Below are 25,408 nucleotides of genomic sequence, written 5' to 3'. Positions count from 1 at the left end.
CGCATGCCCCCCACTCTCCGGCGTCACCGGCTCGCGATCGCCGCCGGTTTCGCGACGCAGGGCTTCGTGTTCATCGGCCTCACCACACGACTGCCCGACGTCAAGGACCGCTGGGACCTCTCCGAGCTCGGCATCTCCGGCGTGCTGCTGGCGATCGTGCTGCTCGCCGGCGCCGGCTCGGTGCTGGCGGAGCGGCTGTCGGTGCGGGTGGCGAGCGCCCGGGTGCTGCGGGCCGGGCTGGTGCTCGTCGCGGGCGGCGCGGCGCTGATGCTCGCGGCGCCGGTGTGGCCGGCGTACCTGCTCGGCGTGGGCGTGTACGGCGTCGGGCTGGGCATGGTCGACGCGACCACCAACATGCAGGCCGTGGTGCTGGAGCGGCACTACGGGCGCACGATCCTGCCGAGCTTCCACGGCGCGTGGACCTTCGGCGGGCTGGTGGGCGCCGCGGTGACCCTGGCGACGGCGGACGTCGACCTGGCGTGGACCGCGCTGATCACCGTGCTGCCGCTGGTGGTCGCCGGGGCGGCCTTCCTGCCCCGCGAGCCCGGCGACGCCGGGAGCCCGGCCGCCGCAGCGGACCTGGCGGTCCCGTGGCGGCCGATCCTGATGGTCGGCCTCGGCATGGTCGTCTTCTACATGGTCGACACCGCCGCCCAGACGTGGGGCGCGGTCTACCTCGACGAGGTCGTCGACGCGCCCTCGCGCTGGGTGGCGCTGGCGACGCTCCCCTACCTCGTCGCCAGCCTGCTGGTGCGGCTCGCGGGCGACTCCCTCGTCGAGCGGTACGGCGTCACGCCGGTCCTGCGCGTCGGTGCGGTGATCGCGTGCGGGGGGCTCGTCGTGGTGACGGCGGCGCCGACCTGGCCGGTCGCGGTGCTCGGCTTCACGCTGACCGGCGCGGGGATCTCCGTGGTCGCGCCGCTGAGCTTCTCGGCCGCGGCGCGGATCGCCGGTGGCTCGGTCGAGCGCGTCGACGCGGTGATCGCGCGGTTCAACCAGTTCAACTACGTTGGCGGCCTGTTGGGCGCCGTGCTGACGGGTGTCGTCGGGCAGGACGAGCTGCGGTTCGGCTTCGTGGTGCCGATGGTGCTGGTCCTCAGCCTGCTCCCCCTCGCCCGCTGGTTCGGGAACCGCGCGGGCGAGGAGGTGGAGCTCAGTGCCGGGCGGTCGGCCGGCACACCCGGCACGTAGCGAGGTGCGCGTTGTCCTCCCCCACCGGGGACAGATCCTCGCGGTGCGCGATCAGCGCGCAGTCGCGGCGGTGCATGGTGGTGCCACCGCCGGCGACCACGGGGATCGCGCCGACGTCGTGGCCCTGCTCGTCGCTGCGGGCGGTCGTCGCGGTCACCTCGGCGAGCACGAGCAGCGTGTCGGCGAGCCGCTTGGACGACTCCCGGCCGTCGGCCGCGATCCGCGCCAGCCAGGCCCCGAAGTAGAGGAAGCCGCCGACGAAGGTCAGGCCGAGGCCGAGCATGCCGCCGGAGACGACGTACGACATCTGGTCCCACTGGTAGGGCGTGTTCGCGGCGCCGTACCAGCCCAGGATGATGACCACGATCCCGAGCGGGAGCATGATCGCGCCCGCCCAGAACAGGACGACCTGCAGCAGGGCGTAGTGGTTGTCCTTGAGCGGGGCGATCCCGGACCGGCCGGAGCCGGTGGCGTCCCCGGCCCGGGGCAGCCCCTGCGGTCGGGCGGCGCGGCTGGACGGAGTGGCTGCAGTGGTCATGCTCATGCCTTTCGGAGGTCGGGAAGGCCGCTGTCGAGGCCGTGGGGGCACGAGGCGCCGATGCCGAGGGCCGCGGCACCGAGCCGGCGGAACCAGGAGCCGGCGACCGCGGCGAGCGCGAAGGCCGCGACCAGGAGCATCCCGGGGATGGAGAACAGCTCGGGCAGGCCGGCACTGGCCGGCGCCGCATCCGTCAGGTCGCCCGTCGGAGCCGACCCGGCCGTCGGGGCCGCGCCGAGCGGGGCCGGGGCGGGCGCCGAGGGTACGCCGACACCGCCCGCCGCGGGAGCGGGCGCCTGCTCGGCGGCGGCCGGAGGGGCCGCGGCGTCGGCGGCGTCGGCCGGCGGCGGTGCGGAGATCGAGATCGCCGGCACGGTGTCGACCTCGGCCCTGGCGACGCCGAGGGTGACCACGACCTTGGGCGCGAGGTTGGACAGGCCGGACACGACGCCCTTGAGCGGGCCGGCCTGGGCCGGGATCAGCTCACCGAGGATGCTGGTGGGCAGCGCCTTGAGCAGCGGCGCGAGCAGCAGCGTGTCGATCGTGACCCGCAGGCCCTGGGACAGGCTGGTGCCGGCGTCGCCGTCGACGGTGCGGACCTGCTGCGGGATCTCGATGGTGACGCCGAGCGCCTTGAGCGCGTCGAGCGGCAGCCGGTCGAGGCCGGGGACGGGGGTGGTCTTCCCCATCGCGATCGCGCCGTCGGGACCGATCCCGAACTCCTGCCCGGCGATGGTCATGGTGCCCCAGGTGGCCTTGCCTGTTGCGGTGCCGGTGCTGCCGTCGGAGGTCGCCCGGGCCACGGTCTCGACCCCGCCCAGGGTGATCAGACCGCCGAGGATCCGAACCTCGCCGAGAATGGCCCGGGAGACGCCGACGACCTTGTCGTCCTTGGCCTCCATCTTGCTGGTGGAGACGTAGCCGTCGACGTCGACCAGGGCCGCGAGCTGCGGCGGCAGGCCGGGCGCCGAGGCACGGGTGGCCGGCGCGCTCGCCGTGCCGGCCGGTGCTGCCCCCGGCAGGCCGCCGAGGCCGCCGCCGGTGAGCATGCCGGTGAGGCCGCTCAACAGGTCCATCAGGCCCGACTTCTGCGTGGGATCCGCCGTGGCTCCGTCGGGGCCCACCACGGACCCGTCCGGGGAGAAGCCGGTCTCCGCGCTCGCCGTACCTTCGCCGGAGGTGGTGGTCATGACCGCGCCCGGGATGGACTCGTCCTTCTGGGTCGGCGTGTCGCTGGGGAACTGCGAGTTGACCTGCATCGGGTAGCCGTTCGCGGTGAGCGGCGTCGAGGGCAGCCCCAGCTGCTCACCGAAGGTCTTCAGCCCCTCGCCCACCGGGTCGCCGGGCCAGAACAGGCTGGCCCGGCCGCGGGACTCCCCCGAGTCGGCCTTGACCTTGCTGTAGCCCATGTCGAGCTCGACCTGGGCCTGCCCGGCCTCGACGGGGATCGGGATGCTCGGCTCGAAGACCTCGACCCGGATCGGGGCCGACCAGGCCGTGGTGCTGTACCCGCCGTAGCCCGCCGACGGGGTCGCGCCGTCGTCGGCCGAGGCCGGGGTGGCGGTGGGACCGGCGGCCAGCAGCGTCAGGCAGCCGACCATCCCTCCCGTGGCCGCGAGCCGGAGCCTGCTGCGTGTGGTGGTCATGCTGCCCCTCCCAGGATGACGTCGGCCATGGTCTCGAGGATCTCCCCGGGCTCACCGGTGGCCACGATGCGTCCGCCGCTCATCACGGCGGCGTAGTCGGCGACCCGCAGGGCGGTCCGCGCGAACTGCTCGATGCAGAGGATGGAGACGCCGGACTCGGCGATCCGGGCGACCGTCTCGTAGAGCTCGTCGACGATCAGCGGCGCCAGGCCCATCGACAGCTCGTCGAGCAGCAGGAGTGCCGGGTCGGAGGCCAGCGCCCGCGACATCGCCAGCATCTGCTGCTCACCGCCCGACATGGTGCCGGCCAGCTGGTGGCGCCGCTCGTGCAGCCGGGGGAAGTACCCGTAGGCCGTGTCGAGGACGGCCGAGGCCGGCACGCCGGCGTACGACATGAGGACCAGGTTCTCCTCGACCGTGAGGTTGGGGAACACCGAGCGTCCCTCGGGGATCGTGCACAGCCCGACGCGGGCGAGGTCCTCGGACCGCGCGCCCTGCACGTGGACGCCGGCGAGGTGGATGTCGCCCGACGTCGCCTCCTTCTGGCCGCTGATCACCTTCACCAGCGTCGACTTGCCGGCCCCGTTGGGGCCGAGCAGCGCCATCACCGCACCGCGCGGCACGGACAGGTCGACGCCGCGCAGCACCTCGATCCGGCCGTACGCCGCGTGCAGGTCGATCACGTCGAGGATCGGGACGCTCATGAGTGGTCACCTCCGTTGATCGGTCGGGGGTATTCGCGCCCAGGGTGCGTGCATCGCAAGGCGGCGGCGCGATGGCATACCGGGTTGTCTTCCGAGCGTCGCCAACGCAGCGAGGTGCGTGCCCTGGGTGCGTAGGGCCGTGACCGATCGACGGAGGTGTCCACTAGACCACCTCCTCGACCGCGGGGATCACGCCGGTGTCACCGTCCAGGTCGCCGTCGCCCTCGGCGTAGCCGAGGTAGGCGCGCTGCACGTCGGGGTTGGTGCGGATGTCGGCGGGCGCGCCCGAGGCGATGATCTCGCCGAAGTCGAGCACGTGGATGTCGTGGCACACGCTCATCACCAGGTCCATGTCGTGCTCGACCATGAGGATCGAGCAGCCCTCCGCGGCGAGCTCGACGAGCAGCTCGCCGAAGGCGTCGGTCTCGGTCTCGTCGAGACCGGAGGAGGGCTCGTCGAGCAGCAGCAGCTGCGGGTCGCTGGCCAGGCACCGGGCCAGCTCCAGCAGCCGCGCGGTGCCGGTCGGGATCGAGTCGGCGCGCTCGTCGGCGTACTCGGTGATGCCGACCCGGTCGAGCAGCATCTCGACGCTCACCGCGCCCCGCCTGCCACCGAACCACGCCAACGGACCGCCGTGGATCTCCTGCGCCACGCGGACGTTGTCCCGCACCGAGAGCGAGCCGAACGCCTCGAGCCGCTGGAAGGTGCGGCCCACACCGTGCCGGGCCCGGCGGTGCACCGGCCAGCCGGTGACGTCGCGGTCGCGGTAGCGCACCCGCCCCTTGGTGGGCTTCTGCAGGCCGGTGATCACGTTGAAGCAGGTGGTCTTGCCCGCACCGTTGGGGCCGATCAGGCCGGTGATCACGCCCCGGTCGGCGGAGAACCTCGCCCGGTTGACGGCGGTGACGCCACCGAACCGGACCACCACGTCGTCGACCTCGAGCAGCGCCATGCTCAGACCACCTTCTCGATCACCATGGTGTCGGCGGGATCGCCACCCGACACCTCGACCAGCGGCACGTCGACCAGCGGTACGTCGACCGCGCCATCGGTGCCGTCCGCCGCCCCACCACGGGGCAGCAGTGCCTGCAACCGCTCCTCCAACCCGGGCGCCACCCGCGAGCGCAACCACCGACCGACCCGGAACAGGTGGTTGGCGATGCCGTTGGGGTCGCGGCCCAGGAGAACCGCACCGAAGCCGATCACCGCGAACAGCAGGCCCGCCATGCTCGGCGAGGCGGCCTGGAGCTCGGGCAGCAGCATCAGCGCCGTGCCGCCGAGCAGCGCACCGGTGACCGAGGTGGCGCCGAACACGACCGCCAGCAGGAGCACCAGCAGCGACTGGAAGTAGAGGAAGTCCGCCGCACCGACGGTCCCGCGCAGGCCCGCGAACAGTCCGCCCGCAAGACCGGCGATGCCCGCCGACAACGCGAACAGGCCGACGCGGAACCAGCGCAGGTCCAGGCCGAGGGTGCCGCACGCCGAAGGGCTGTCCCGCATCGCGACGAGCAGCCGCCCCAGAGCCCCGCGCCGCAGCACGAGCAGGCCGAGGGCGAGCAGCACGAAGGCGAGCACCATGAACCACACGTAGGCCGTGTCCGACCCGATCCGCAGACCCAGGATCGAGAGCCGCTCGGCGGCCAGGGTGCCGTTGAACTTGAACGCGAACTCGGCGTTGAACACGACCTTGTCCATGAGGACGGCGAACGCCATCGTCGACAGCGCGAGGTACAGCCCGGTCAGCCGCAGCACGGGCAGCGCGACCAGCGCGCCGACCGCGGCCGCGATGAGCGCTGACACGAGCAGCCCGAACAGGTTGGGCTCGTCGAGCTTGGCGTAGGCGAGCGCACCGACCCCGGCGAAGGTGAACTGCGCGAGCGAGACGTGTCCGCCGTACCCGGTCAGCAGGACGAGGGAGAGCATCACGATCGCGTACGTCGCCGCGACGCCGATGAGCAGCACCTGGTTGGGCGCGACCAGGTTGACGAGCAGCAGCACCACGACGAGCACGCCGGCTCCGGAGCCGATGGACAGCCGCATCGACGGCACCGGCGCGGTGACGATGCCCTTGACCTGACCGATGCGCAGCTGCGCCTGGGGCATCAGCACGACGATCGCGAACAGGAACAGCGCCGGGATGACCGGACGGAAGGACGCGAGGAAGCCGTCGGTGGGCAGGTAGCCGACCGCCCACGACTCGAGGACACCGAGGATCATCGCGCCGGCGAAGGTCATCGGCAGACTCTTGAGCCGGCCGAGCATCGCGGCCGCGTAGGCGTTGATGACCAGCAGGGTCAGCGCGTAGTAGTCGAGCAGCACGACCGGCGTCAGCAGGATGCCGCCGAGCGCGGCCAGCGAGATTCCGATCGCCCACGACAGCGCGGCCACCCGGTCGGGCTTGCCGCCGAACAGCTTGAGCAGCTCGGGGTTGTCGACCGAGGCACGCATCGCCGTACCGATCCGGGTGCGGTTGAGCAGCAGGTAGAGGCCGAAGGCGACCGCGACCGCGCAGACCAGGGTGATCAGCTGGTGGGCGGTGACGAAGATGTCGCCGACCTGCCAGCCGGTTCCGGACCAGAACGGCAGCAGCACGCGCGGCTCGGGCGGCCAGATCTGCTGGGCCAGTCCGATCAGGCCGACCAGCAGCCCCACGGTGACCACGAGCGCCACGGAGACCGGGCCCTCTCCGAGGCCACGGGTGACGAAGCGCTGGATGAACCAGCCGATCGCCGGTGCCACGACGCCGAGCACGAGGATCAACGACAACACGGTCGGCATGCCCTGGCGCTGGGTGAAGTCCCAGAACACGAAGGACAAGAACATGCCGAACGCGCCGTGGGCGATGTTGAACACCCGGGTGGTCGTGTAGGTCAGCACCAGACCGCTGGCCATGATGGCGTACGCCGCGCCGGTGAACAGGCCGAGCAGCGTGAAGGCGAACAGGGAGCCCATCGGTGATCAGCCTCCGATCCCGGAGTCGACGACAGTGCCGCACAGGTAGGTGCCCGACGAGACCTGCGACCACTGGCCGCCGCTGAGCTGGAGCATCTTCAGGCAGGGCGGGGTGGCCCCGGTCGACAGGTTCATGGCGGTGTGGGCTCCGTTCCCGGTCCAGGCCGTGGTGGCGCGGACCGCGTCGACGAGGGAGGCCCGGGTCAGCTTGCCGCCCAGCGCGATCGCCTTCTCGACGAAGAGCCGGGTCGCCGACCACGCGAAGAGGCCGTAGTAGTTGGGGATCGCGCCGGGCTTCACCTGGTTGAGCCACGACAGGTACAGCTGGACCTCGGGGTTGGCCTTGTTCTCGAACAGGTCGTTGGGCGAGAAGACGTAGCTGCCCTCCGCGACGGCGCCCGCCTGCTGGAGGTAGCGCTTGTCGTAGATGGTGGGATCCTGCAGGTAGAAGTCCGGCTTGAACCCCTGCTGCTGCATGGCCTGCTGGAGCTTGACCGTGTTCTGGTAGGGGCCGTAGTAGACGACGGCGCGGATGCCCTTGTCCTTCATCTGCTGGACGTACGGCGCGAAGTTGAACTCCGCGACGTCGATGCCCTGGATGTACCTCGCCGACCAGCCGGCCGCCTTCTCGTAGCCGGCCGCGAGGCTCTTGGCGTTGACCGGGGCCGCGCCGGCGTTGATGTAGAGGAAGGCCGCGTTCCTCACCGCGTCGGGGTACTTCGCCGCCAGCCACTTCGCGGCCGGGTCGGAGATCAGGTTGGTGCGGATCGAGTAGGTGCCCACGCACGACTTGCAGGCCTGCCGCTCGGGGTTGACGATCGTCGAGCGGATGTCGGGGATGCCGCAGGCGTCGGCCGTCGCCGCGCCGCCGGAGTCGAACGCCGACATCGAGCCGACCGCCGCGAACGCGTCGCTGCAGGCCTTGACGTAGGCCTGCTGGTCGGCGCCGGCGTCGGCGCGGCTGTCGAGGTTGAGCAGCGAGAGCTTGCGCCCGCAGATGTCGTTCTGCGAGTTGAAGTACTCGACGTACGCGCGGGCCGCCTGCTGGGCGGACTCGAAGATCCCCGGCACGGGGCCGGAGATGTCGGAGACGTTGGCCAGCGTGATGGTGCCGTCGGTGATGCCGGTCTGGTTCTTGAATCCCTCGCACGAGCCCGCCTTCGCGGTTCCGGTCGGCGAGCCCTTGCCCTTGTTCTTCCCCGCGGTGCCGGTGCCGGTGCTGCCTGCCGCCGGGTCGGCGGCCGTGCCACCGGACGTACCGGCTGCGGGTGCCTCGCCCGCAGCCGGTACGTCGCCCCCGGCCGGCACGTCGCCGGCCGGGAGTCCGGTGTCGGCACCGATGCCGGCCTCGCCGGCGGTGCCGCCGTCCCGCGCACCCGTCGGGGCGAGGGTCGCCGGGTCCAGCTGGGACCCGCAGGCCGTCATGGCCAGCAGCGCCAGGAGGACCCCGGCGGTTCGGCGCATCCGAGAGCGGGTCACCGGTCAGCCACCCACACCCGAGTTGACCACGCTGCCGCACAGCCACGCGCCCGGTGAGATCTGCTGCCAGCGGCCGCCCTTGTACTGGATGATCTTCTGGCAGGGCGGGGTCTCCGCCGTGCCCACGCGCATCGCGGTGTGCGCGCCGTTGCCGGTCCAGTCGTTGACCTTGCGGACCGCCGCGACCAGCGACTCGCGGGTGAGCTTGCCGCCGAGAGTTGTCGCCTGCTCGACGAACAGCCGCATGGCCGACCACGCGTACAGGCCGTAGAAGTTCGGAACCGCCCCCGGCTTCACCTGGTTGAGCCAGGACAGGTAGAGCTGGACCTCGGGATTGGCCTTGTTCTCGAACAGGTCGGTCGTCGAGTAGACGACCGTCCCCTCCGCGAGCGAGCCGGCCTGCTGGATGTAGCGCTGGTCGTAGATCGTCGGGTCCTGCATGAACACGTCGGGCTTGTAGCCCTGCTGCTGCATGGCCTGCTGCAGCTTGACGGTGTTCTGGTAGGGCCCGGTGTAGACCACCATCTTGATGCCCTTGGACTTCAGCTGCTGCACGTACGGCGCGAAGTTGAACTCCGCGACGTCGATGCCTTGGATGTAGTTGACGCTCCAGCCCATCTTCCCCCACGCGGCGGCCTGGCTCTTCGCGTTGACGACCGCGGCACCGCCGTTGATGTAGAGAACGCCGACGTTCTTCACCGCGTCGGGGTACTGGGCGGCCAGCCACTTCGGCCCGGAGTCGGCGATCAGGTTGGGGCGCACGGAGTAGATGCCGAAGCAGGTGGAGCAGGCGGCGCGCTCGGGCGTGGTCATCGCGGCCCGGATGTCCGGAAGTCCGCAGCCCTGGGCGGCGGCGGCGCCGCCGGAGTCGAAGGCGCCCATCGAGCCGACCGCGGCGAAGGCCGAGCTGCATGCCTTGGTGTAGGCCTGCTGGTCGGCGCCCGCGTCGGCCCGGCTGTCGAGGTTGCTGATGGCGAGCTTGCGTCCGCAGATGGTGTTCTGGGAGTTGAAGTACGCCACGTAGGCCCGTGCCGCCTGCTGGGAGGCCTCGAAGATGCCGGGCACCGGTCCGGAGATGTCGGCGACGTTGGCCAGCGTGATCGTGCTGTCGGTGATGCCGGTCTGGTTCTTGAACCCGTCGCACGAGGCCGCCTTCGCGGTGCCGGTCGGCGAGCCCTTGCCCTTCGTCTTGCCGCCGGATCCGGTGGTCGTGTCGCCGGGGGCGGCTCCACCGCCGTCGGCGGCAGGGCCGGCCGGAGCGCCGTCGGCCGGAGCCGGGGCGCCCCCGTCGGCCGCGTCAGCACCGGCGGCCGGGACGCCACCGCCGTCACCGACCACCGCAGCGTCGCCGCTCTGCGCGGAGCCGCCGCCTCCGGTCTGGCCGTTCACCTGCGCGACGGTCGAGGGATCCAGCTGGGAGCCGCAGGCGGAGAGGGCGAGGACGACGACGCAGCCGCAGAGCAGTCGCCGAGCGCGGGACGTTCGAGGCATGAGCACCTCTCGTTCGGGAGCACAACAGGTCGGCGGCCCGGAGGGGCCACACGGGTCCAACGCCCGACTGTGACTCGAGTCACGCACAAACTGAAACTTGTTTCAGTTTCTTGCCGCACCGAGTGGGCGGCGCGGGGGAACCCGCGGGCCTCGCGGCGCGTCCCAGGCATCATGAGCACCATGCGTCTTGCCGCCGTGACCGCCGCCCTCACCGTCCCGCTCCTGCTGACGGCGTCCGCATGCAGCCACGAGTCGGACCGCGCGGCCGACCCGACGGCGGCCGCCTCGACGCCGGACGGCACTGCGACGGCGTCCGGCACGCCCGGAACCCCCGGGACGGCCTCGTACCCGGCCTACGGCGTGCCGGACTACACCTACCACCTCGAGGTGCTCTGCTACTGCCCGCAGACCGGCACGGTCGAGGTCGTGGTCCACGACGGCGAGGTCACCTCGGCGACGTCCCTCGACGGGCCGCGGGCGGGTACGCCGGCACCCGACTTCGCCCGGCTGAGCATCGACGACATCATCGAGCAGGCCAACTCGCCGGCCATCGCCAAGGCGAGAGTGCGGTGGCCCGACGGCCAGGACCACCCGGACTCGGTCATGATCGACCGGATCGCCCAGGCGATCGACGACGAGGTGACCTACACGATCAAGGACGTGCAGGTCACCTCGCAGGAGTGAGGCTCAGCGCGGGACGAAGGCCCAGTAGTCGAGGTCGAGCAGTACGCCGGGGGCGTACTTGCCGTCCTCACCGCGCAGCGTCATCGACTCGTCGCGGCCCTTGGTGGCCACCAGCCGCAGCCGCAGCGCACCCACCCCGCTCGCGTCGGTCTCGGCCTTGTCGAGGACCTCGGACCAGGCGTAGACGGTGTCGCCCGCGAACGCCGGAGCCGTGTGGGCACCGGCGTTGATGGCCGCGATCAGCGCAGCGTTGGCGAGTCCGTTGAAGGACAGGGCGCGGGCCATCGAGATCACGTGGCCGCCGTACACCAGGTTGCGGCCGTCGGGACGGGCCTCGACGTTGAAGTGCACCTTGGCGGTGTTCTGCCACAGCCGGGTGGCCTGCTGGTGCTCGGACTCGGTTAGCGTGACGCCGTCGACGTGGTCGATCTTCTCCCCGACGGCGTAGTCGCCGAAGCGGTGCGGCTCGCCCGCCGCCTCGAAGTCGTACGACGAGAAGTCGAGTCCCGCGGGCACCACGAGGTCGGCCGCGGCGAGCGCCGGGGCCAGCGTGGGCACGACGGTCTCGGGCGCGGGCGCGCCCGCATCACGCTTGTGGACCATCACCCAGCGCGCCCAGTCCAGCGCGACCTCGCCGCGCTGGTTGGTGGCGGTGGAGCGGACGTAGACCACGCCACTCTTGCCGTTGGAGTTCTGCTTGAGGCCGATCACCTCGGAGGTGGTGCTGAGCGTGTCGCCGGGAACCACCGGCCGGTGGAACCGACACTCGGCGTACCCGAGGTTGGCGACCGCGTTGAGCGAGACGTCCGGGACGGTCTTGCCGAACGCGATGTGGAACGCGACCAGCTCCTCGACCGGGTGCGGGTCGAGGCCGACGGACGCCGCGAACGCGGCCGACGAGGGAACCGCGAACCGGGTCGGGTACAGCGAGCCGTAGACGGCCCGGTCCCCCTCGGTCACCGTGCGCGGCGTCGCGTGCCGGATGACCTGCCCGACCTCGAAGTCCTCGAAGAAGTTGCCCGGGTTCGTCTTCGACTGCACGACGGCGCTCACTTGAGCTTGTACTCCTTGAGGAGCTGGCGGCCGATGATCATCTTCTGGATGTCGGAGGTGCCCTCGCCGATGAGCATGAACTTGACCTCGCGCATCAGGCGCTCGATCTCGTACTCCTTGGAGTAGCCGTAGCCACCGTGGATCCGGAAGGAGTCCTCGACGACCTCGTTGGCGTACTCGGAGGCGACCATCTTGGCCATGCCGGCCTCGACATCCATCCGCTTGCCGGTGTCCTTGAGGCGGGCCGCGCGGACCATCATGTTGTGCGCGGTCTCGACCTTGGTCGCCATCTCCGCGATCCGGAACAGGACCGCCTGGTGCTCGGCGATGACCTTGCCGAAGGTCTTGCGCTGCTGGGCGTAGGCGACACCGAGCTCGAAGCCGCGCCAGGCCAGGCCGCAGGCGCGGGCGGCGACGTTGACGCGGCCGACCTCGACGCCGTCCATCATCTGGAAGAAGCCCTTGCCGGGCTCGCCGCCGAGGATCTGGTCCGCCCCGATCTGGTGACCCTCGAGGATGAGCTCGGTCGTCTCGACGCCCTTGTAGCCCATCTTGTCGATCTTGCCGGGGACGGTGACGCCCTGGGCGGTCTCGCCGAACCCGGCCTCCTTCTCGACGAGGAAGGTGGTCATGTTCTTGTAGACCGACTCGGCACCCTCGTCGGTCTTGACGAGCAGCGCGACCAGCGTGGAGCTGGCGCCGTTGGTCAGCCACATCTTCTGGCCGGTGATGGAGTACGAGCCGTCGGCCTGCTTGGTGGCCTTGGTGGAGACGGCCGACACGTCGGAGCCGAGACCCGGCTCGGACATCGAGAACGCGCCGCGGACCTCGCCGGTCGCCATCCGGGGCAGGTACTTGGCCTTCTGCTCCTCGGTGCCGTGCTGCATGAGCAGGTAGGCCACGATGAAGTGGGTGTTGATGACACCCGACACGCTCATCCAGCCGCGGGCGATCTCCTCGACCACCAGCGCGTAGGTCAGCAGGGACTCGCCCAGACCGCCGAACTCCTCGGGGATGGTCAGGCCGAAGACGCCGAGCTCCTTGAGCCCGTCGACGATCTCCTGCGGGTAGGTGTCGGAGTGCTCGAGCTCCTGGGCGACCGGGATGATCTGCTCGTCCACGAAGACCCGCACGGCCTTCAGGATCTCGGACTGGTCCTCGGTGAGGCCTTCGGTCTGACAAAGCCGGGTCATCACGTTCCCTTTCAGTGGTGTTGCCGGACCGCACAATACCCGCGGGTAGCGACGCCAGGACCCTCCGAACGGGGGGCGAGACCGTGACGTGAGGCACGTCACCGGGCGGTGCGGAAGTCCGCCCCGCACCACGCCCTAGCCTTGTCGCCATGCCCGAGTACGACGCCCCGGCCCCCTCGTCCGACGCCGACCTGAGCGCCGCGCTGCGCGAGTTCAGCGCCTCGGTCGCGGCCTTCACCGCCGCGGTCGCGGACCTCGACCGGGTCGTCGAACGGGCCGACGGCCTGCTCACCCGCGCCGACAGGCTGCTCGCCCCGCTCGCGGCCACCCAGCAGGTGGGCGACCAGCTCAAGGTCGCCGGCCAGCTCGCCTCCCAGGTGGCCTCGGCCGCGGTCAAGCGCGGCGTGGCCGCGGCGAAGACCGTGACGGGGCCGTAGGGCGTCCTCACGCCCCACGACCCCGCCTGCAGGTCAGGTCCCCGGTCAGGTCCTCAGAGGGTGCGGCCCACCGCCGCGAAGAACCGCAGGAACATCTCGTCGTAGCCGAACTGGTCGGAGCGGATCTGGGCGGTCGAGCCGGCGCGCCTCTGCTCCTTGCCGACCCAGGCCCGGTTGAAGTCGATCCGCACGGCGCGGGTACCGCCCGAGGTGCTGGCGAGCACGAGCGCCTTGGGCAGGCCGTACTGGCTCCAGCTCGACTTCCGCTTGGCCCAGGACTTGTGCTTCTTCTTGGTGCCGAGCAGCTTCGCGAGCTTGCGGTCCAGGTCGGTGACCTTGCGGTGGCCGGTGATGATCTGGATCTCGACGCCGCGGGCGCGGGCGTTCACGATCGCGCGGTAGACGCCCTTGCCGCCGAGCTGCTTGGTCGCGAGGTGGAGGGCAGAGCCCGGCGGTGCCTGGTCGATAGCGTCGCGCACCAGGCGCATGGTCGCGTTGGCGTCGCCCTGGTTGGACTTCCAGCCCGGCGCGAACGCACCGGCGCGCGGGCCCACGTTGCCGAGGTCGACCGTCAGCATCTTGTGGTCGGAGTAGAGCTCGGCGGTGGTCAGGTTGGTGACCGGCAGCAGCGGGTCGCCCTGGTACAGGTAGGCGTGGTCGATGACCGCGCCGCTGTCGTGGGTGGCCGGGGCGACTCCGAACAGGTCGAAGACGTTGACCAGGCCCATGGCGGCGAGCTCGTTGCGCGGGTAGGCGCCGCTGCGGAAGTTCACGTTGACGTCGCCGGCCATCAGCACCGGGCCGCTCGCCGAGAGGCTCTGGGCGAGCCCTGAGAGCCGTTGGTACGACGGCAGGGTGATGCCGGGCGTGTACTTGGTGATCGGCGCGAAGTGCACGGACACCACCGAGACGGTGCGGCCCTCCGCGTTGCGCAGCGTAGCCCAGTTGGCGTACCGCACGCCCCAGTGCACCTTCTGCTTGCGCGACTTCCCCCACACGTTGCTGATGTTGTAGGTGCCGGCCGCGAGCTTGGTCCAGCGCGTCGCGTCCCACACGACGGCGGTGGCGCCGGTGTAGGTGCCGGGCGTGCGCTGGATGGCGTAGCCCGGGGGCGCGAGCAGCGCGTCGGGCCGGCTGGACACCTCGTTGAAGGTGATGAAGTCCGGGAGCTGGGCGAACACCTGGCCGAGGTCGGCCGCGGTGCGCTCGAGCGACATGCCGGACTTGATGTTGGCCTGAACCAGGCGGACCCCGCCGGCCGCGCCGGGGTCGGCCGCCGCGGCGGTGCGCTCCAGGTCGGCGCGGCCGCCGCCCGTACCGGCCGCGGCGAGCACCAGGAGGGTCGCGAGGACCGACAGCGCCACGACGGTCGCCGGTAGGGCGCGAAGCCATCGAAGCGAGCTCTGCGTGCGCATGGGACCTCCCGATTCACGGCGCGAAATGCACCGAGCGAACAATTTCCTCAGGAATCACATCAGTAACAACTTCACCATGGCAATACGGCGCGAAAAACTACAAAGATGTAATTCGATAAATCACACCGGTGTAATTTGTTCGGAAATAGACCGGTCCCAGAAAGGAAGAATGCGCGCGATTTCCCGCGGACCTTCGGCCGGCAGGAGGCACAGCTGAGCGGTTCGGGCGTGCCGCCGCGTCAGCGACGGCGCAACGCGCCGAGCAGGCCGCGCTTGCCGGACGTCGGCTCGACGCGGGGCGCGACCCGGAGCTCGCGGACGTCGGCGAGCATCATGGCGACCAGGTCGGTGGCGGCCTCGGCCACCTCGGCCTCGGTCACCGTGTCCGGCGTACGACGGGCCGGCAGCTCGGCGGGGATCTCGAGCCGGCTCAGGTCGCCCACCACGTCGACCGGATGGGCGCGCAGGTAGGCGAGGGTTGCTTCGCTGCGCTGCCGGCACTCCTCGATCCGGTCGGGCTGCGGCCAGAACTTCTCGCCCCGGCGCGGGACCAGGCGCTCGTCGGCGAGGAAGGTGCGGATGAACATGCCGCGGTCGCGGGCGGCGCCGAGCGACTTGCGGGCGACCAGGTGCTCGTTGACCCGGCGCAGCACCTCGGCCTCGACCACGCCCATCGACTCGTTGGGGAAGGACTGGCTCAGGTCATAGGCGTCGGCGCGCAGACCCAGCAGGCCGGCGAACCGGTGCCAGATCTCCTCGCGCGGGGCGGAGGTGTCGAGCGGGAGCACGTGGATCCGCTCGTGGGCGACGGCCGCGGACCAGCGCTGGAGCACCAGGTGGAGGTCCAGCGTGCGCCAGTTCCACACGTCGCGGGGGTCCTCTGACACCTCGCGGGAGTAGTCGGCCATCGAGGCGGTGCCGCGGTTCTTCAGGCTCTCCTGCCAGCTGGCGGTGAACAGCCCGAGCAGGTCGCGCGCGGTGACCACGACGTGCACCTCGGCGGGCGCGAGTGCCTCGGCCATCCGCTTGGCCTGGTCGGCGCTGGCGGCGGCGAAGAACTCGTGGGTGATCAGCGCGTCGCCGTCGTGGGCCGCGATCTCGGCCTGGAGCCGCGCCCAGGCGGTGCGGTGCTCCTCGGACGCCTTCGGCAGCCGCGGATCCTCACGGACGATCCGGCTGGTCCACAGGTGGTCGAAGCGACCCAGCCCCGGGAGCAGCACGCCGTCCTCCAGCAGCCGGTCCCGGGAGGACCAGAGGATGGTCTGGAGATAGGTGGTGGCCGTCTTGGGCAGCCCGATGTGGACGAAGACGCGTCGTGCCATGACGGGTGACCGCGAGCTCACAGGCTCTTGTCGAACGCCTCGATCGCCTCGGCGATCCTGGCCTCGTCGCGCTGGGTGACGGGGATCAGCAGCTCCTGGACGACGTCGACGAGCTCCGCCATCCGCACGTAGTGGCGCTGCAGCTCGGCGACCTCGGTCTCGAGCGCCTCGATCCGCAGCCGCTGGGAGCGGACGGTGGCGTACAGGTTCCAGCGATTCTGGCTCATCTTCTCTTCTTCACGCATAGACATCACCACGGGCACTCACCACTGGGCGACCACGACGGCCCGCCCGGCGCGGTCCGGGCCACCGGGCTCGACGTCCGTCGACACGACCGATCCTTCGAACCGTTCGATCGACGCCACGACCCCGTCGAGTGAGACAGGATACAAACCCGGGCCGGCCTCGCCCTCGCCCGTGGCGAACTCGGCGTGCAGCCGGCCGCCGCCGCGCAGGGTCATCGCTGCGAAGCGCAGCAGTCCCTCCCGACCGCGCTCCGTCGTCGCGTCGAGCACGTGCCGCGCGAGCATCGCCCGCGGCCCGGCCTGGCGCGCGACCCGGGCGCCCTCGCCGAGCACCGAGCGGAGCTGGGTGAGGCTGATCATCCGGACCTCGAGCGCCGCGCCCTCGCGCCCGGCGACCCGGGCGGCCTTGCGCAAGGTGAGCGGGACGTAGTCGTAGGCCGTGGTGCGGAAGCCCTGGCGGGCCAGGTGCAGGGCGTCGCTCCCCCGCCCGGCACCGACGTCGAGCACGTGGGTTCCCTCGGGGATGTCGGCCGCGAGGCCCAGCGCGAGGTCGGAGGCCGGCGCGTTGACGTCCCCCTTGCGATGGGCCGGGTCGGTCTGCCAGTCGCGGCGGTACGGCGAGAGACCGCGGAACCAGTTGTCGAGCCGCATCTTGACCTCCGCAGAGGTCTCGAACTTGAACGCGGGGTCCGGGACCTTCCAGTGCGGCCCGTACATCGCCTCGAGCAGCCGCTCGGGCTCGGCCGGCGCCGGGAACTCGTGGCCGGCGAGGGTCACCGTGGACAGCGGGAAGATCCACTCCTCGCGGAACTCCACGCCCACCTCGCCCATCAGGTAGAGCTTGCCGTCACCGGGGAAGAAGCCACCGAACAGGTCGAGGCCGCGCACGGACCCGTCGCTCTCCTCGACATCGATGCGGAAGGCCGCCCCGCTGTAGCGGAAGGTCGCCATCCCCCGCTCGACCAGCGCCCGCTGGAGCCGGAAGGACTCCCGCACGACGTCGACCGGAGCGAGGTGGCGCGAGACGTAGCCGAGGTCGGCGTCGGAGTCGTGGCCGAGGAAGTCCTGCTCACGCACGGCGCCGAGCAGGGTGCCGTACGCCGGGAACGCCGCGATCCCCTCCTCCTCGAGGATCGCGATGACCAGGTGCATCGCCTCGAGCAGCGGCTCGAGCTGGTCGCCGCTGCGCACCGAGAACTCGGGGTGGAACCGGCCGGACTTGTCGAGTGCGATCGGCAGACCCTGCTTGTTGACGAACGCGATCCGCTCGGAGCCGGTGCCGAAGGTGGTCTCCTCGTCGTGCACCACCGTGCCCGCGACGTGGTCGCGCACCCGCAGCCGGGTCGGGCCGTCGAGGAAGCGCAGCATCCGCTCGGGCCAGGCGATCCGGCGCTCGCCCTCCGCGCCGCTGGGGCTCGGCTCGGTGTCGCGCACCGACCAGAACGACCAGATCCGACGCTCGTCGAAGAGCACGTCGAGCGCGCGATCCTCCGCGACGCCGCGCAGGACCAGGCCCTCGGCGTCGACGGTGGCGACAGCCAGATCGGTCATCTCCGCCCCTTCCATGTCCACTCGCCCCTCACACCAGGTCGCGCAGCTCGTCGGGGATCCGGACGTACGGCGGCCTCACCAGGGCGTGGTGCTGGCCGGCGCCCGTGGCCCGCCACAGGTCGCCCTCGTTCTGCACGATCGACTGGATCCGCTTCGGGCCCGGTCGGAACCTGCCCAGCTCGCCCTGCGCCACGGCCTGCTCGACCTGCGCGGCAGCAGTGCGCAGCGCCTCGACGATCTCGTCGGTCGGCCGGCTCCAGCTGGACTTCACCGCGCGGCCCTCGACGACGGCCGCCTGGTGACGGTGCTCGGCGAGCAGCTCGAGCTGTCCGAGGTCGGCGAACTTGAAGTGGAACATGAACAGCTCGGGGTCAGGCTCGAAGGGGTGCCGGATGCCGTGGGAGGCATGCGCCCAGTCGGCGTCGACCCACTTCAGGGCGGGCTTGCACATCAGCGGCGTGAACCGGGCGAACTCCCGCTGGCGCAGCAGCGACGGGGCGTCGAAGTCCAGCTCGGGCTCGACCCCGACCCGGTGGATGACGTTGTAGCCGAGCACGCCCGCGACGTCGGTCCCGGTGCGGGCCGCGGCGAAGTGGCGCAGCGAGGCGTGCTTGGCAGGATCGGCGACGACGAACTCGTCGGCGTCGGCGAGCAGCACGGCGTCGTACGCGAACAGGAGGGACTTCGCCAGGCCGCTGAGGATGCCCATCCGGGACGGCTCGAAGGGGTACTTGTCGAGGTACGGCAGCCGCAGCACGGTGCACGGCAGGTCGTCGGCCGAGCCGTCGACGCTGTGGTCGTCGATCACGAAGACGTCGTCGGCACCGAGCTGGCGCTGGTAGTGCTCGACCCAGCGGCGCAGCACCGGCCCGCTGTCGCGGCTCATGGTGATCGCCGCCACCCGCGGCAGGCCGTCACCCGAGGGCCGGTCGGTCGCGGCGGGGCCGGGCCCCGGCGCCGCATCCGTCTCGCGACGTCCGCGCCACTTCATTCCTGCTCCCCCCGTCCACGTCCGGCGGTGCTCCACTTGGTGAGGGCGACCTGGAGTGCGTCGAGCGCCGCGGCCAGCACCTCCTCGGCAGGGATGTCGGCCGGCTGCAGCCCACGCACGGGGAGCGGTCGGAGCTCGTCGAGGTCGCCGACCACCCGGTGCTTGCCCTTGCGGAGCCGGGCCATCTGCTCCTCGCCCAGGGCAGCGGCCCACGGGTCGTCGTAGCCGAGGCGCTGGCCGCCGCCCTGGCGCAGCGACAGCCCCCGCTTCGCCAGCTGGTGCTTGACCAGCCGGTCGTAGAACGGCGGCAGCTCGCCCCTGCCGTCGGGGCGGAAGCGACGGTTGAGCTCGAGCAGCAGCAGCGCGCTCGGCAGGTCGATGCTGGGATTGCTGCGGACGTCGAGCGAGATGCCGTGCGCGTCGATGCCGAGCACCTCCGCGAAGCGGCGCCACAGCAGGTCGCCGGGGGCTCCCGAGGGCGGCACGGTGACCAGGGTCAGCGCGCCCTTGTCGAGCGCCTTGGCCCAGCGGGCGGCGATCGACGGCACGTCCTGGTGGCGCCAGAAGCGGGCCGCGGAGCCGGTGGCGTCCTTGCGGGCGCCGAGGGCGGCGACGTAGTCGTCCCACCCCGTGACGCCGCCGTTCTGCACCGACTCCAACCACATCGCGGGCACGTTGCGGGCCAGGTCGCGGCAGGTCAGCACGGCCTCGACCCGGCTGTGCGGGAAGGTCTTGCGGATGCGTTGGATCTGCTTCTCGTCACGCGGGGCGAGGTACTCCATCGAGACGACCGCCGTACCGGGCCAGGCCTCGATCTCGGCGACCAGCTCCTGCCACATCCCGTCGGTCGGCATCGGGGGCTGCCCGGGTCCACCGTGGCCGATCAGCTCCTTGACGGCACGGACCTGACGGCGCCAGCGGCGACCGGGGAACAGCACGCCCCGCTCGGCCAGCACCGCCTTGTTCTCGCCGAGCACGTTCTGCAGGAAGCTGGTTCCCGACTTCATGGTGCCGATGTGCAGCACCACTCGCTGAGCCATGTCCGCCCTCTCGGTCTCGTGGTGGTCGACGGGGTCCTGGCGCCCGAAGCCCGGGCCGCCGCCTGGTCGGCAGCGACCCGGGCCGGGTCCGTGTCGTCAGTCCAGCTCGGCTTCGAGCTCGTGGAACGGGTAGTCCTTCGGGCTGAGGTACTCGCTGCCCGGCCGGACCCGGACCACCGGGTCGGGGTCGGCCGAGTTGACGTAGTTGGCCAGCGTGCGCGGCGCCGTCCGGAAGATCATGTCGACCCAGTTGCTGTACTTGGTCGCCATCGCGGCGTCGTCCCAGAAGATGATGTCGTGCTCGTCGGAGAACCAGCCGAGCTGGGTCCAGTTCTCGCTGCTGGACAGCACCGCGCTCGCACCGGGGTTGCCGTCGAGGTTGCCCTGGACCGCGAGGCCCTTGAGGTGGACGTAGCGGTCCTTGAACTTGTTGGCCGTCGCGCCGGTGATGTAGACCATCTGCTTCGCCGGGACGGGCGCGAGGATGCTGCGGATCTTGCCGGACATCATCATGAACACGACCCGCACGTCACAGCCCTGGAAGTGCAGCTCGCGCACCTTCTGCGCGATCCGGGCGCCGCGCTCGTCGCCCCACACGGCGTTGGCGACACGGACCTTGGTGCGGCCGTCGGCGGTGTTGCTCGCGCCGTGGCACTGCACCTTGTTGAGCACCCGCAGCGGCGGGTCCGTGTCCCTGCGGTGCGGGGCGAACATCGTGGTGATGTTGGCGCCCGGGATGGTGGTGCTGGGGACGGTGAACTGCAGCGACGGGAAGCTCTTGTCCTTCTTCGCCTGCTCCCACATCGTCATCCAGCCGTCGTAGAGGGCCTGGTTGTCGGTCGTGGTCGTCCAGTCGTTGAACTGCTGGACGGCGGCAGCGCCGGTGAGGTTGCCCGAGCCCTGCATCACGATCCAGTTGCTGGCACCCGACCTGCTGACCAGCATCATCTTGCTGTGCATGGCGCCGCCCTTGCCGCGGCAGGTGGCCGTGCAGGTCCGGATCCAGCTGCGCAGCTCGCGCGGACGGTCGGCGTTGCCCTTCTTGAGCGCCCGGAGCAGCACGCCGTAGGAGCGGTGCATGCCCTGCGCCTTGGCCAGCCCGCGCGCCATGATGACCTGCACCGAGACGCCGCGCTTGTGGGCCGCGATCAGCTTGCCGGCGAGCAGCGGCGAGTCGAAGTTCCAGGTCATGACCCGGATCGTCTGGCCGGCCTCGACGTTGCGCACCGTCTTGATGATCTTGCGCTGGATCGCGCCGCGCTTCGCCGCCTTGAACGGATGGTTGAAGGTGATCCCCGGCGTGACGACGGCAGTCGGGTCCGGCTTGCGCTTCGCGGCCACCGCACCGGCCACCTGGCTCGACGCCGTGGCCGGAGCCGCATCAGCCGCGCTCAGGCTGCCCTGACCGGCGACCAGCAGACCGGCGGCGAGCAGGAGCGCGACGAGCGCTGCCACCACCCGGACCCGCGCCGCTGCCGCCCGCATGCCCCACACATTCCCCACGTGCCTGACTCCTACCCACTCCGCCCGAGAACTGACCGGGTTCCGAAGCAGGCAGCCCTCCTAGGGATGCACGCGAATCTCGACCCTTGACGCGGGCACTATACCCACCCGACCAGGCCGAAACCCGCCTCCACGAGGCGTTCGCGATCGAGTTCAGTCGGTCGCGGCGTCGCTGCTCGCGATGCCCGACGCCTGGCCGGACGCCGGACCCGTGGGCTTGCCCTTCGCCTTGCCCGCGTCGCGGGGGCGGGCCTTGGCGTCACCGCTGCACTTCTCCGTCTTGATCCCGCCGAGGGTGAAGTCGGCGCGCACCGGGAGGTGGTCGGAGCCGCCCTCGGACATGACGACGGAGCTGGTGGCCGTGAGGTCGGGGCCGCCGTACAGGAGGTAGTCGATGCGGGTGCGCGGCCGGCTCGCGGGGTGGGTGGCGCCACCGCCGCTTCCGGCGACCACGTAGCTGTCGCTGAGCCGCGAGCTGAGGATCCGCTCCGGACCGGAGTTGGGCCAGGTGTTCATGTCGCCGCCCAGGATCTTCGGGCGCGGGTCCGCGGCCAGGATGCTGGAGATCCGGCTGGCCTGGGCGGTGCGGATGTTGGCCGAGGTGTTGTCGAGGTGCGTGCTGTAGATGCTGACCTCGACGCCCTCGACGTCGATCACGACGTGGAGCAGCCCCCGCGGCTGCGCGCGGCCGATGTTGGGCAGCGGGGTGTTCTCCGAGGAGAGGATCGGGTACTTCGACACCACCGCCGTGCCGTAGAGACCGTCGCCGAAGGTGACGTTGCGACCGAACGCGGAGCCCCAACCGCCCAGGCGCTCCGCGAACCAGCCCGCCTGGTCGACGCTGCCGGTGCTGCGCCGCTTGTAGTCGACCTCCTGCAGCAGCAGGACCGTCGCCTTGGAGCGCTCCATCACGCCGAGCAGGCGGTCGAGGCTGCCGGCCCGGGCGGACTTGATGTTGTAGGAGAGCGCCGTGAACTGGGTGGTCCCGATCTGCGCCTGGCAGACGAGCTGGGCGGACTGCCGCTCGGCCTCCATCGCCAGGGGCGGCACCAGGACACCGCCGGCCTCGCCCGTCGCGGTGTCGGTCGGGGCGAGGATGTCGTTGGCGAGCGCGGCCGACGTCGTCCCGGACGTGTCGCGGCGACCCTCGTGGGCCACCGGGGTGTCCGGCTCGTCCGGCGGGAAGATCAGCGAGACGCTGAGCCCGGCCAGGACCACGACGACCGCCACGAGCGTGACGACCATGTCGACGGACGAGACGGCAGGCGCCAGCCGCTTGCCCGCGCGGGCACCACGCCTCCCCTGTTCCTCCACGTGAGGAATCGTAAACGACGAAGCCAGGAAGCCGGGCCTCTTCGCATGCTGCGGCACACTGGTCGGCGATGTCCATCCAGCCGTCGGGCCAGCGCCCGTGTTGCGTCCCCGCGGGACCCTCCACCCCGGTGGGCCTGACCGTCGCCCCCTTCGCCGGCCCCGCGACCACGCCGTCGGGCGGCGTCCCCGGAGCGGACCCGACCCTCCTGGCGGCGATCCCGGGCGGCCGGGCAGCGCTGGGCGACCACTTCGGCGACGGCTACGCCGGCGACGGCGAAGGACCGGTCCACGAGGTGCAGGTGTCCGCCTTCCGGCTCGGCACCACGACCGTGACCAACGCGGCGTTCGCGACCTTCGTCGACGCGACCGGGCACCGGACCACCGCGGAGGCCGAGGGCTACTCCGCGGTGTTCCACACCGATGTCGCGGCGAAGGTCGCCGACGTGCTCGGCTACTCCCCCGCCACCCCGTGGTGGGTCGGGGTCCGCGGCGCCGACTGGCGGCACCCCGAGGGCCCACGCTCCGGGATCGAGGACCGCGCCGACCATCCCGTCGTCCACGTCTCCCACGACGACGCGCTCGCCTACGCCCGCTGGGCCGGGCGCCGGCTGCCCACCGAGGCCGAGTGGGAGTACGCCGCCCGCGGCGGCCTCGCCGGGAAGCGCTACCCGTGGGGGGACGAGCTGATGGCCGGGGACACCGGCGAGGAGTGGCAGGTCAACATCTTCCAGGGCAGCTTCCCGGCCACCAACACCGCCGCGGACGGCTGGACGACGACGGCCCCGGTGACGGCGTACCGACCCAACGGGTACGGCTTGCACCAGATGGTCGGCAACGTGTGGGAGTGGTGCTCGGACTGGTTCGACCCGACGGCGTACGACGCCCGCGCGACCCGCGATCCACGCGGTCCCGCCTCTGGTACGGTCCGCGTCATGCGCGGGGGCTCGTTCCTGTGCCACGACTCGTACTGCAACCGCTACCGGGTCGCTGCCCGCTCAGCGGCTCCGCCGGACTCCACGGCCTCGAACCTCGGCTTCCGCTGTGCTGCGGACAGTGCAACGGACGCCGTGACCGACGTCGCGACTGACAAGGAGAACCACGCGTGACTCGCCCCGGCCGCCTCCGCCTGGCCACTGCCGCCGTCCTCAGCGCGAGCGTGCTCGCCGCGTGCTCCGGTGGTGGCGGCGACGCCGGACCGCGGCCGCCGGTGGTGAAGTACCGGCCGCCGGCCGAGCAGGCGTCGGTCGCGGCCCCGACGCCGCAGGACGTCGTACTCGGCCCGGACGCGACGCCGGCGCCCGTGGCGTCGCCGGAGAAGCCGAACCTGCTGATGATCACCATGGACGACGCGGCCATGAAGGACATGCAGTTCATGCCGCACCTGCAGGAGGTGATCGCGGGCGAGGGGGTCACCATCGCCGACGGGCTGGCGCCGACGCCGATCTGCGTGCCGGCCCGGGCCTCGCTGCTCACCGGCCAGTACTCCCGCAACCACGGCGCCGTCACGATCAGCGGCGAGGGCGGCGGCTACCGGTCGTTCGACGACGAGGACACGATGCCGGTCAGCCTCCAGGCAGCCGGCTACGACACGATGATGGTCGGCAAGTACCTCAACGGCTACACCAAGCAGGAGGTGCACCACGAGCCGCCCGGCTGGAGCGTGTGGCGCCCGACGGTCGACTTCGCGACCTACGACTTCGAGCACCCGCAGCTGCTCGTCGACGGCAAGATCAAGGACTACGACACCTACTCGACGACGTTGCTCAGCGACCAGTCGAACGAACTCATCGAGGACCACGCCGACAGCGACCAGCCCTGGTACCTGTGGGTCAACTACGTCGCGCCGCACCACGGCAGCCCGCACGAGGACGACGACCCCGACGGCATCTCGACCACGGTCCCCGACAAGCGCGACCGCGACACGTTCAAGGACCTCGACCTCGACACCACTCCGGAGATGTTCGAGGCCGATCCCAGCGACAAGGCGCTGATCCGCGCCGCGCGCCAGAAGTGGTCGAAGAAGCGCCGGGCCGCACTGCGCGAGGAGCGCCAGCAACGGGTCGAGGCGCTCCAGGCCGTGGACCGCGCGATCGCGCGCACCGTCGACACCCTGGAGAAGACCGGGCAGCTCGACAACACCTACGTCGTGGTGACCTCGGACAACGGCTTCTACGTCGGCGAGCACAACCTCAACGGCAAGCTCTGGTACTTCCGCGACGCCATCAACATCCCGATGTTCATCCGCGGCCCGGGCCTTCCCGCCGGTACGACGAGCCACGCGCCGGTCACCAACGTCGACTGGGCCCCGACCTTCGCCGCGCTGGCCGGGGCGACGCTCGACCGCGACGCCGACGGCGTCGACGTGATGCCGTGGCTCGACAGCGACGCCACCCGGCGCGTCGTGCCGATCTCCGGATGGCCGGTCAAGGGCGGCCTCGACCCGCTCTACACCGGGGTCATCGTGGGCCCGTGGACCTACGTCCGCGGCCACAAGGGACGCGGCGAGCTCTACTACACGAAGAACGACCAGTACCAGCTCTACAACCTCTACGGCGACCCCCGCTACAAGGCGATCCGCCAGGAGCTGCGCAAGCTGTGGCTGGAGACGAAGGACTGCGCCGGCGCGACCTGCCCGCGGACGTTCATGAAGTAGCGCCGC

The 25,408-nt window shown here is 71.2% G+C and carries 22 protein-coding genes; 5 read left to right on the top strand and 17 right to left on the bottom strand.

What is annotated here, in order from left to right; translation table 11 throughout:
* Positions 1–3 precede the first annotated feature (3 nt).
* Positions 4–1,191, top strand: a complete 1,188-nt coding sequence (locus tag KU893_RS15035; RefSeq protein ID WP_218235191.1) for an MFS transporter — start codon at positions 4–6, stop codon at positions 1,189–1,191.
* On the opposite strand, the gene KU893_RS15030 is transcribed toward KU893_RS15035, so the two are convergent.
* The 7 genes from KU893_RS15030 to KU893_RS15000 all read right to left on the bottom strand — a co-directional run bounded on the left by KU893_RS15030 (position 1,154) and on the right by KU893_RS15000 (position 10,001).
* Positions 1,154–1,729, bottom strand: a complete 576-nt coding sequence (locus KU893_RS15030) for a hypothetical protein (RefSeq protein WP_218235190.1) — start codon at positions 1,727–1,729, stop codon at positions 1,154–1,156. The genes KU893_RS15035 and KU893_RS15030 overlap by 38 nt on opposite strands.
* 2 nt (positions 1,730–1,731) lie before the next feature.
* Positions 1,732–3,375 (bottom strand): choice-of-anchor P family protein, encoded by a 1,644-nt coding sequence (locus KU893_RS15025; protein WP_218235189.1) that lies wholly within the window; start codon positions 3,373–3,375, stop codon positions 1,732–1,734.
* Positions 3,372–4,079: an ABC transporter ATP-binding protein gene (locus tag KU893_RS15020; RefSeq protein WP_218235188.1), complete on the bottom strand. Its 708-nt coding sequence runs from the start codon at positions 4,077–4,079 to the stop codon at positions 3,372–3,374. Before KU893_RS15020 ends, KU893_RS15025 begins: the two co-directional genes overlap by 4 nt.
* A 163-nt stretch (positions 4,080–4,242) precedes the next feature.
* A complete protein-coding gene (locus KU893_RS15015; RefSeq protein ID WP_218235187.1) occupies positions 4,243–5,031 on the bottom strand; it encodes an ABC transporter ATP-binding protein in 789 nt (262 codons plus the stop codon).
* A gap of 2 nt (positions 5,032–5,033) precedes the next feature.
* Positions 5,034–7,031 (bottom strand): ABC transporter permease, encoded by a 1,998-nt coding sequence (locus KU893_RS15010; protein ID WP_218235186.1) that lies wholly within the window; start codon positions 7,029–7,031, stop codon positions 5,034–5,036.
* Positions 7,032–7,037: 6 nt separating this feature from the next.
* Complete coding sequence (locus KU893_RS15005; RefSeq protein WP_218235185.1) at positions 7,038–8,495, bottom strand: ABC transporter substrate-binding protein; 1,458 nt, start codon at positions 8,493–8,495, stop codon at positions 7,038–7,040.
* An 18-nt stretch (positions 8,496–8,513) separates the two neighbouring features.
* Positions 8,514–10,001, bottom strand: a complete 1,488-nt coding sequence (locus tag KU893_RS15000) for an ABC transporter substrate-binding protein (protein WP_218235184.1) — start codon at positions 9,999–10,001, stop codon at positions 8,514–8,516.
* 180 nt (positions 10,002–10,181) lie between these two features.
* Between KU893_RS15000 and KU893_RS14995 the strand changes: the two genes are divergently transcribed.
* Positions 10,182–10,685 (top strand): DUF6174 domain-containing protein, encoded by a 504-nt coding sequence (locus KU893_RS14995; RefSeq protein WP_218235183.1) that lies wholly within the window; start codon positions 10,182–10,184, stop codon positions 10,683–10,685.
* Between the two features lie 3 nt (positions 10,686–10,688).
* On the opposite strand, the gene KU893_RS14990 is transcribed toward KU893_RS14995, so the two are convergent.
* Both KU893_RS14990 and KU893_RS14985 read right to left on the bottom strand, forming a co-directional pair.
* Complete coding sequence (locus tag KU893_RS14990) at positions 10,689–11,738, bottom strand: MaoC family dehydratase (protein ID WP_218235182.1); 1,050 nt, start codon at positions 11,736–11,738, stop codon at positions 10,689–10,691.
* Entirely contained in the window at positions 11,735–12,931 is a 1,197-nt protein-coding gene (locus KU893_RS14985; RefSeq protein ID WP_218235181.1) for an acyl-CoA dehydrogenase family protein, read from the bottom strand. Before KU893_RS14985 ends, KU893_RS14990 begins: the two co-directional genes overlap by 4 nt.
* A 149-nt stretch (positions 12,932–13,080) precedes the next feature.
* Between KU893_RS14985 and KU893_RS14980 the strand changes: the two genes are divergently transcribed.
* Complete coding sequence (locus KU893_RS14980; protein WP_218235180.1) at positions 13,081–13,368, top strand: hypothetical protein; 288 nt, start codon at positions 13,081–13,083, stop codon at positions 13,366–13,368.
* 53 nt (positions 13,369–13,421) lie between these two features.
* Here KU893_RS14980 and KU893_RS14975 read toward each other — a convergent pair whose 3' ends face one another.
* The 8 genes from KU893_RS14975 to KU893_RS14940 form a co-directional block, all read right to left on the bottom strand.
* Positions 13,422–14,783, bottom strand: coding sequence for a hypothetical protein (locus KU893_RS14975; RefSeq protein ID WP_218235179.1), 1,362 nt, complete (start codon positions 14,781–14,783; stop codon positions 13,422–13,424).
* Positions 14,784–15,022: 239 nt separating this feature from the next.
* A complete protein-coding gene (locus KU893_RS14970; RefSeq protein WP_218235178.1) occupies positions 15,023–16,105 on the bottom strand; it encodes a hypothetical protein in 1,083 nt (360 codons plus the stop codon).
* 17 nt (positions 16,106–16,122) lie between these two features.
* The gene (locus KU893_RS14965; RefSeq protein WP_218235177.1) at positions 16,123–16,332 is read right to left on the bottom strand and encodes a DUF6752 domain-containing protein; all 210 of its coding nucleotides are present in this window, start codon (positions 16,330–16,332) and stop codon (positions 16,123–16,125) included.
* A 36-nt stretch (positions 16,333–16,368) separates the two neighbouring features.
* Positions 16,369–17,901, bottom strand: coding sequence for a LicD family protein (locus KU893_RS14960; protein ID WP_218235176.1), 1,533 nt, complete (start codon positions 17,899–17,901; stop codon positions 16,369–16,371).
* Positions 17,902–17,929: 28 nt separating this feature from the next.
* The gene (locus KU893_RS14955; RefSeq protein WP_218235175.1) at positions 17,930–18,892 is read right to left on the bottom strand and encodes a glycosyltransferase family 2 protein; all 963 of its coding nucleotides are present in this window, start codon (positions 18,890–18,892) and stop codon (positions 17,930–17,932) included.
* On the bottom strand, positions 18,889–19,932 hold the full coding sequence (locus KU893_RS14950) for a hypothetical protein (protein ID WP_218235174.1): 1,044 nt from the start codon (positions 19,930–19,932) through the stop codon (positions 18,889–18,891). The genes KU893_RS14955 and KU893_RS14950 overlap by 4 nt, the downstream gene beginning before the upstream one ends.
* A gap of 96 nt (positions 19,933–20,028) precedes the next feature.
* The gene (locus KU893_RS14945) at positions 20,029–21,435 is read right to left on the bottom strand and encodes a phospholipase D-like domain-containing protein (protein WP_218235173.1); all 1,407 of its coding nucleotides are present in this window, start codon (positions 21,433–21,435) and stop codon (positions 20,029–20,031) included.
* Positions 21,436–21,588: 153 nt separating this feature from the next.
* Complete coding sequence (locus KU893_RS14940; protein WP_218235172.1) at positions 21,589–22,749, bottom strand: endonuclease/exonuclease/phosphatase family protein; 1,161 nt, start codon at positions 22,747–22,749, stop codon at positions 21,589–21,591.
* A gap of 68 nt (positions 22,750–22,817) precedes the next feature.
* Here KU893_RS14940 and KU893_RS14935 point away from each other — a divergent pair, with 68 nt between their 5' ends.
* Entirely contained in the window at positions 22,818–23,855 is a 1,038-nt protein-coding gene (locus KU893_RS14935; RefSeq protein WP_218235171.1) for a formylglycine-generating enzyme family protein, read from the top strand.
* Entirely contained in the window at positions 23,852–25,402 is a 1,551-nt protein-coding gene (locus KU893_RS14930) for a sulfatase family protein (RefSeq protein ID WP_218235170.1), read from the top strand. Before KU893_RS14935 ends, KU893_RS14930 begins: the two co-directional genes overlap by 4 nt.
* Positions 25,403–25,408 lie beyond the last annotated feature (6 nt).

Origin of the sequence: Nocardioides daeguensis (assembly GCF_019192965.1) — a bacterium.
Lineage (GTDB): Bacteria > Actinomycetota > Actinomycetes > Propionibacteriales > Nocardioidaceae > Nocardioides > Nocardioides daeguensis.
Note: the sequence above shows the minus strand (reverse complement) of the source record. Positions and strands in the feature narration are given on the sequence as shown.

What these genes read in the sequence shown, in the direction of transcription:
- KU893_RS14970 (WP_218235178.1), bottom strand. Translation starts at nt 16,105, where the DNA reads ATGGCACGACGCGTCTTCGTCCACATCGGGCTGCCCAAGACGGCCACC.
- KU893_RS14950 (WP_218235174.1), bottom strand. Translation starts at nt 19,932, where the DNA reads ATGGCTCAGCGAGTGGTGCTGCACATCGGCACCATGAAGTCGGGAACC.
- KU893_RS15020 (WP_218235188.1), bottom strand. Translation starts at nt 4,079, where the DNA reads ATGAGCGTCCCGATCCTCGACGTGATCGACCTGCACGCGGCGTACGGC.
- KU893_RS14975 (WP_218235179.1), bottom strand. Translation starts at nt 14,783, where the DNA reads ATGCGCACGCAGAGCTCGCTTCGATGGCTTCGCGCCCTACCGGCGACC.
- KU893_RS14955 (WP_218235175.1), bottom strand. Translation starts at nt 18,892, where the DNA reads ATGAAGTGGCGCGGACGTCGCGAGACGGATGCGGCGCCGGGGCCCGGC.
- KU893_RS15010 (WP_218235186.1), bottom strand. Translation starts at nt 7,031, where the DNA reads ATGGGCTCCCTGTTCGCCTTCACGCTGCTCGGCCTGTTCACCGGCGCG.
- KU893_RS15015 (WP_218235187.1), bottom strand. Translation starts at nt 5,031, where the DNA reads ATGGCGCTGCTCGAGGTCGACGACGTGGTGGTCCGGTTCGGTGGCGTC.
- KU893_RS15025 (WP_218235189.1), bottom strand. Translation starts at nt 3,375, where the DNA reads ATGACCACCACACGCAGCAGGCTCCGGCTCGCGGCCACGGGAGGGATG.
- KU893_RS14995 (WP_218235183.1), top strand. Translation starts at nt 10,182, where the DNA reads ATGCGTCTTGCCGCCGTGACCGCCGCCCTCACCGTCCCGCTCCTGCTG.
- KU893_RS15035 (WP_218235191.1), top strand. Translation starts at nt 4, where the DNA reads ATGCCCCCCACTCTCCGGCGTCACCGGCTCGCGATCGCCGCCGGTTTC.
- KU893_RS15005 (WP_218235185.1), bottom strand. Translation starts at nt 8,495, where the DNA reads ATGCGCCGAACCGCCGGGGTCCTCCTGGCGCTGCTGGCCATGACGGCC.
- KU893_RS15030 (WP_218235190.1), bottom strand. Translation starts at nt 1,729, where the DNA reads ATGACCACTGCAGCCACTCCGTCCAGCCGCGCCGCCCGACCGCAGGGG.
- KU893_RS14935 (WP_218235171.1), top strand. Translation starts at nt 22,818, where the DNA reads ATGTCCATCCAGCCGTCGGGCCAGCGCCCGTGTTGCGTCCCCGCGGGA.
- KU893_RS14960 (WP_218235176.1), bottom strand. Translation starts at nt 17,901, where the DNA reads ATGACCGATCTGGCTGTCGCCACCGTCGACGCCGAGGGCCTGGTCCTG.
- KU893_RS14980 (WP_218235180.1), top strand. Translation starts at nt 13,081, where the DNA reads ATGCCCGAGTACGACGCCCCGGCCCCCTCGTCCGACGCCGACCTGAGC.
- KU893_RS15000 (WP_218235184.1), bottom strand. Translation starts at nt 10,001, where the DNA reads ATGCCTCGAACGTCCCGCGCTCGGCGACTGCTCTGCGGCTGCGTCGTC.
- KU893_RS14985 (WP_218235181.1), bottom strand. Translation starts at nt 12,931, where the DNA reads ATGACCCGGCTTTGTCAGACCGAAGGCCTCACCGAGGACCAGTCCGAG.
- KU893_RS14965 (WP_218235177.1), bottom strand. Translation starts at nt 16,332, where the DNA reads ATGAGCCAGAATCGCTGGAACCTGTACGCCACCGTCCGCTCCCAGCGG.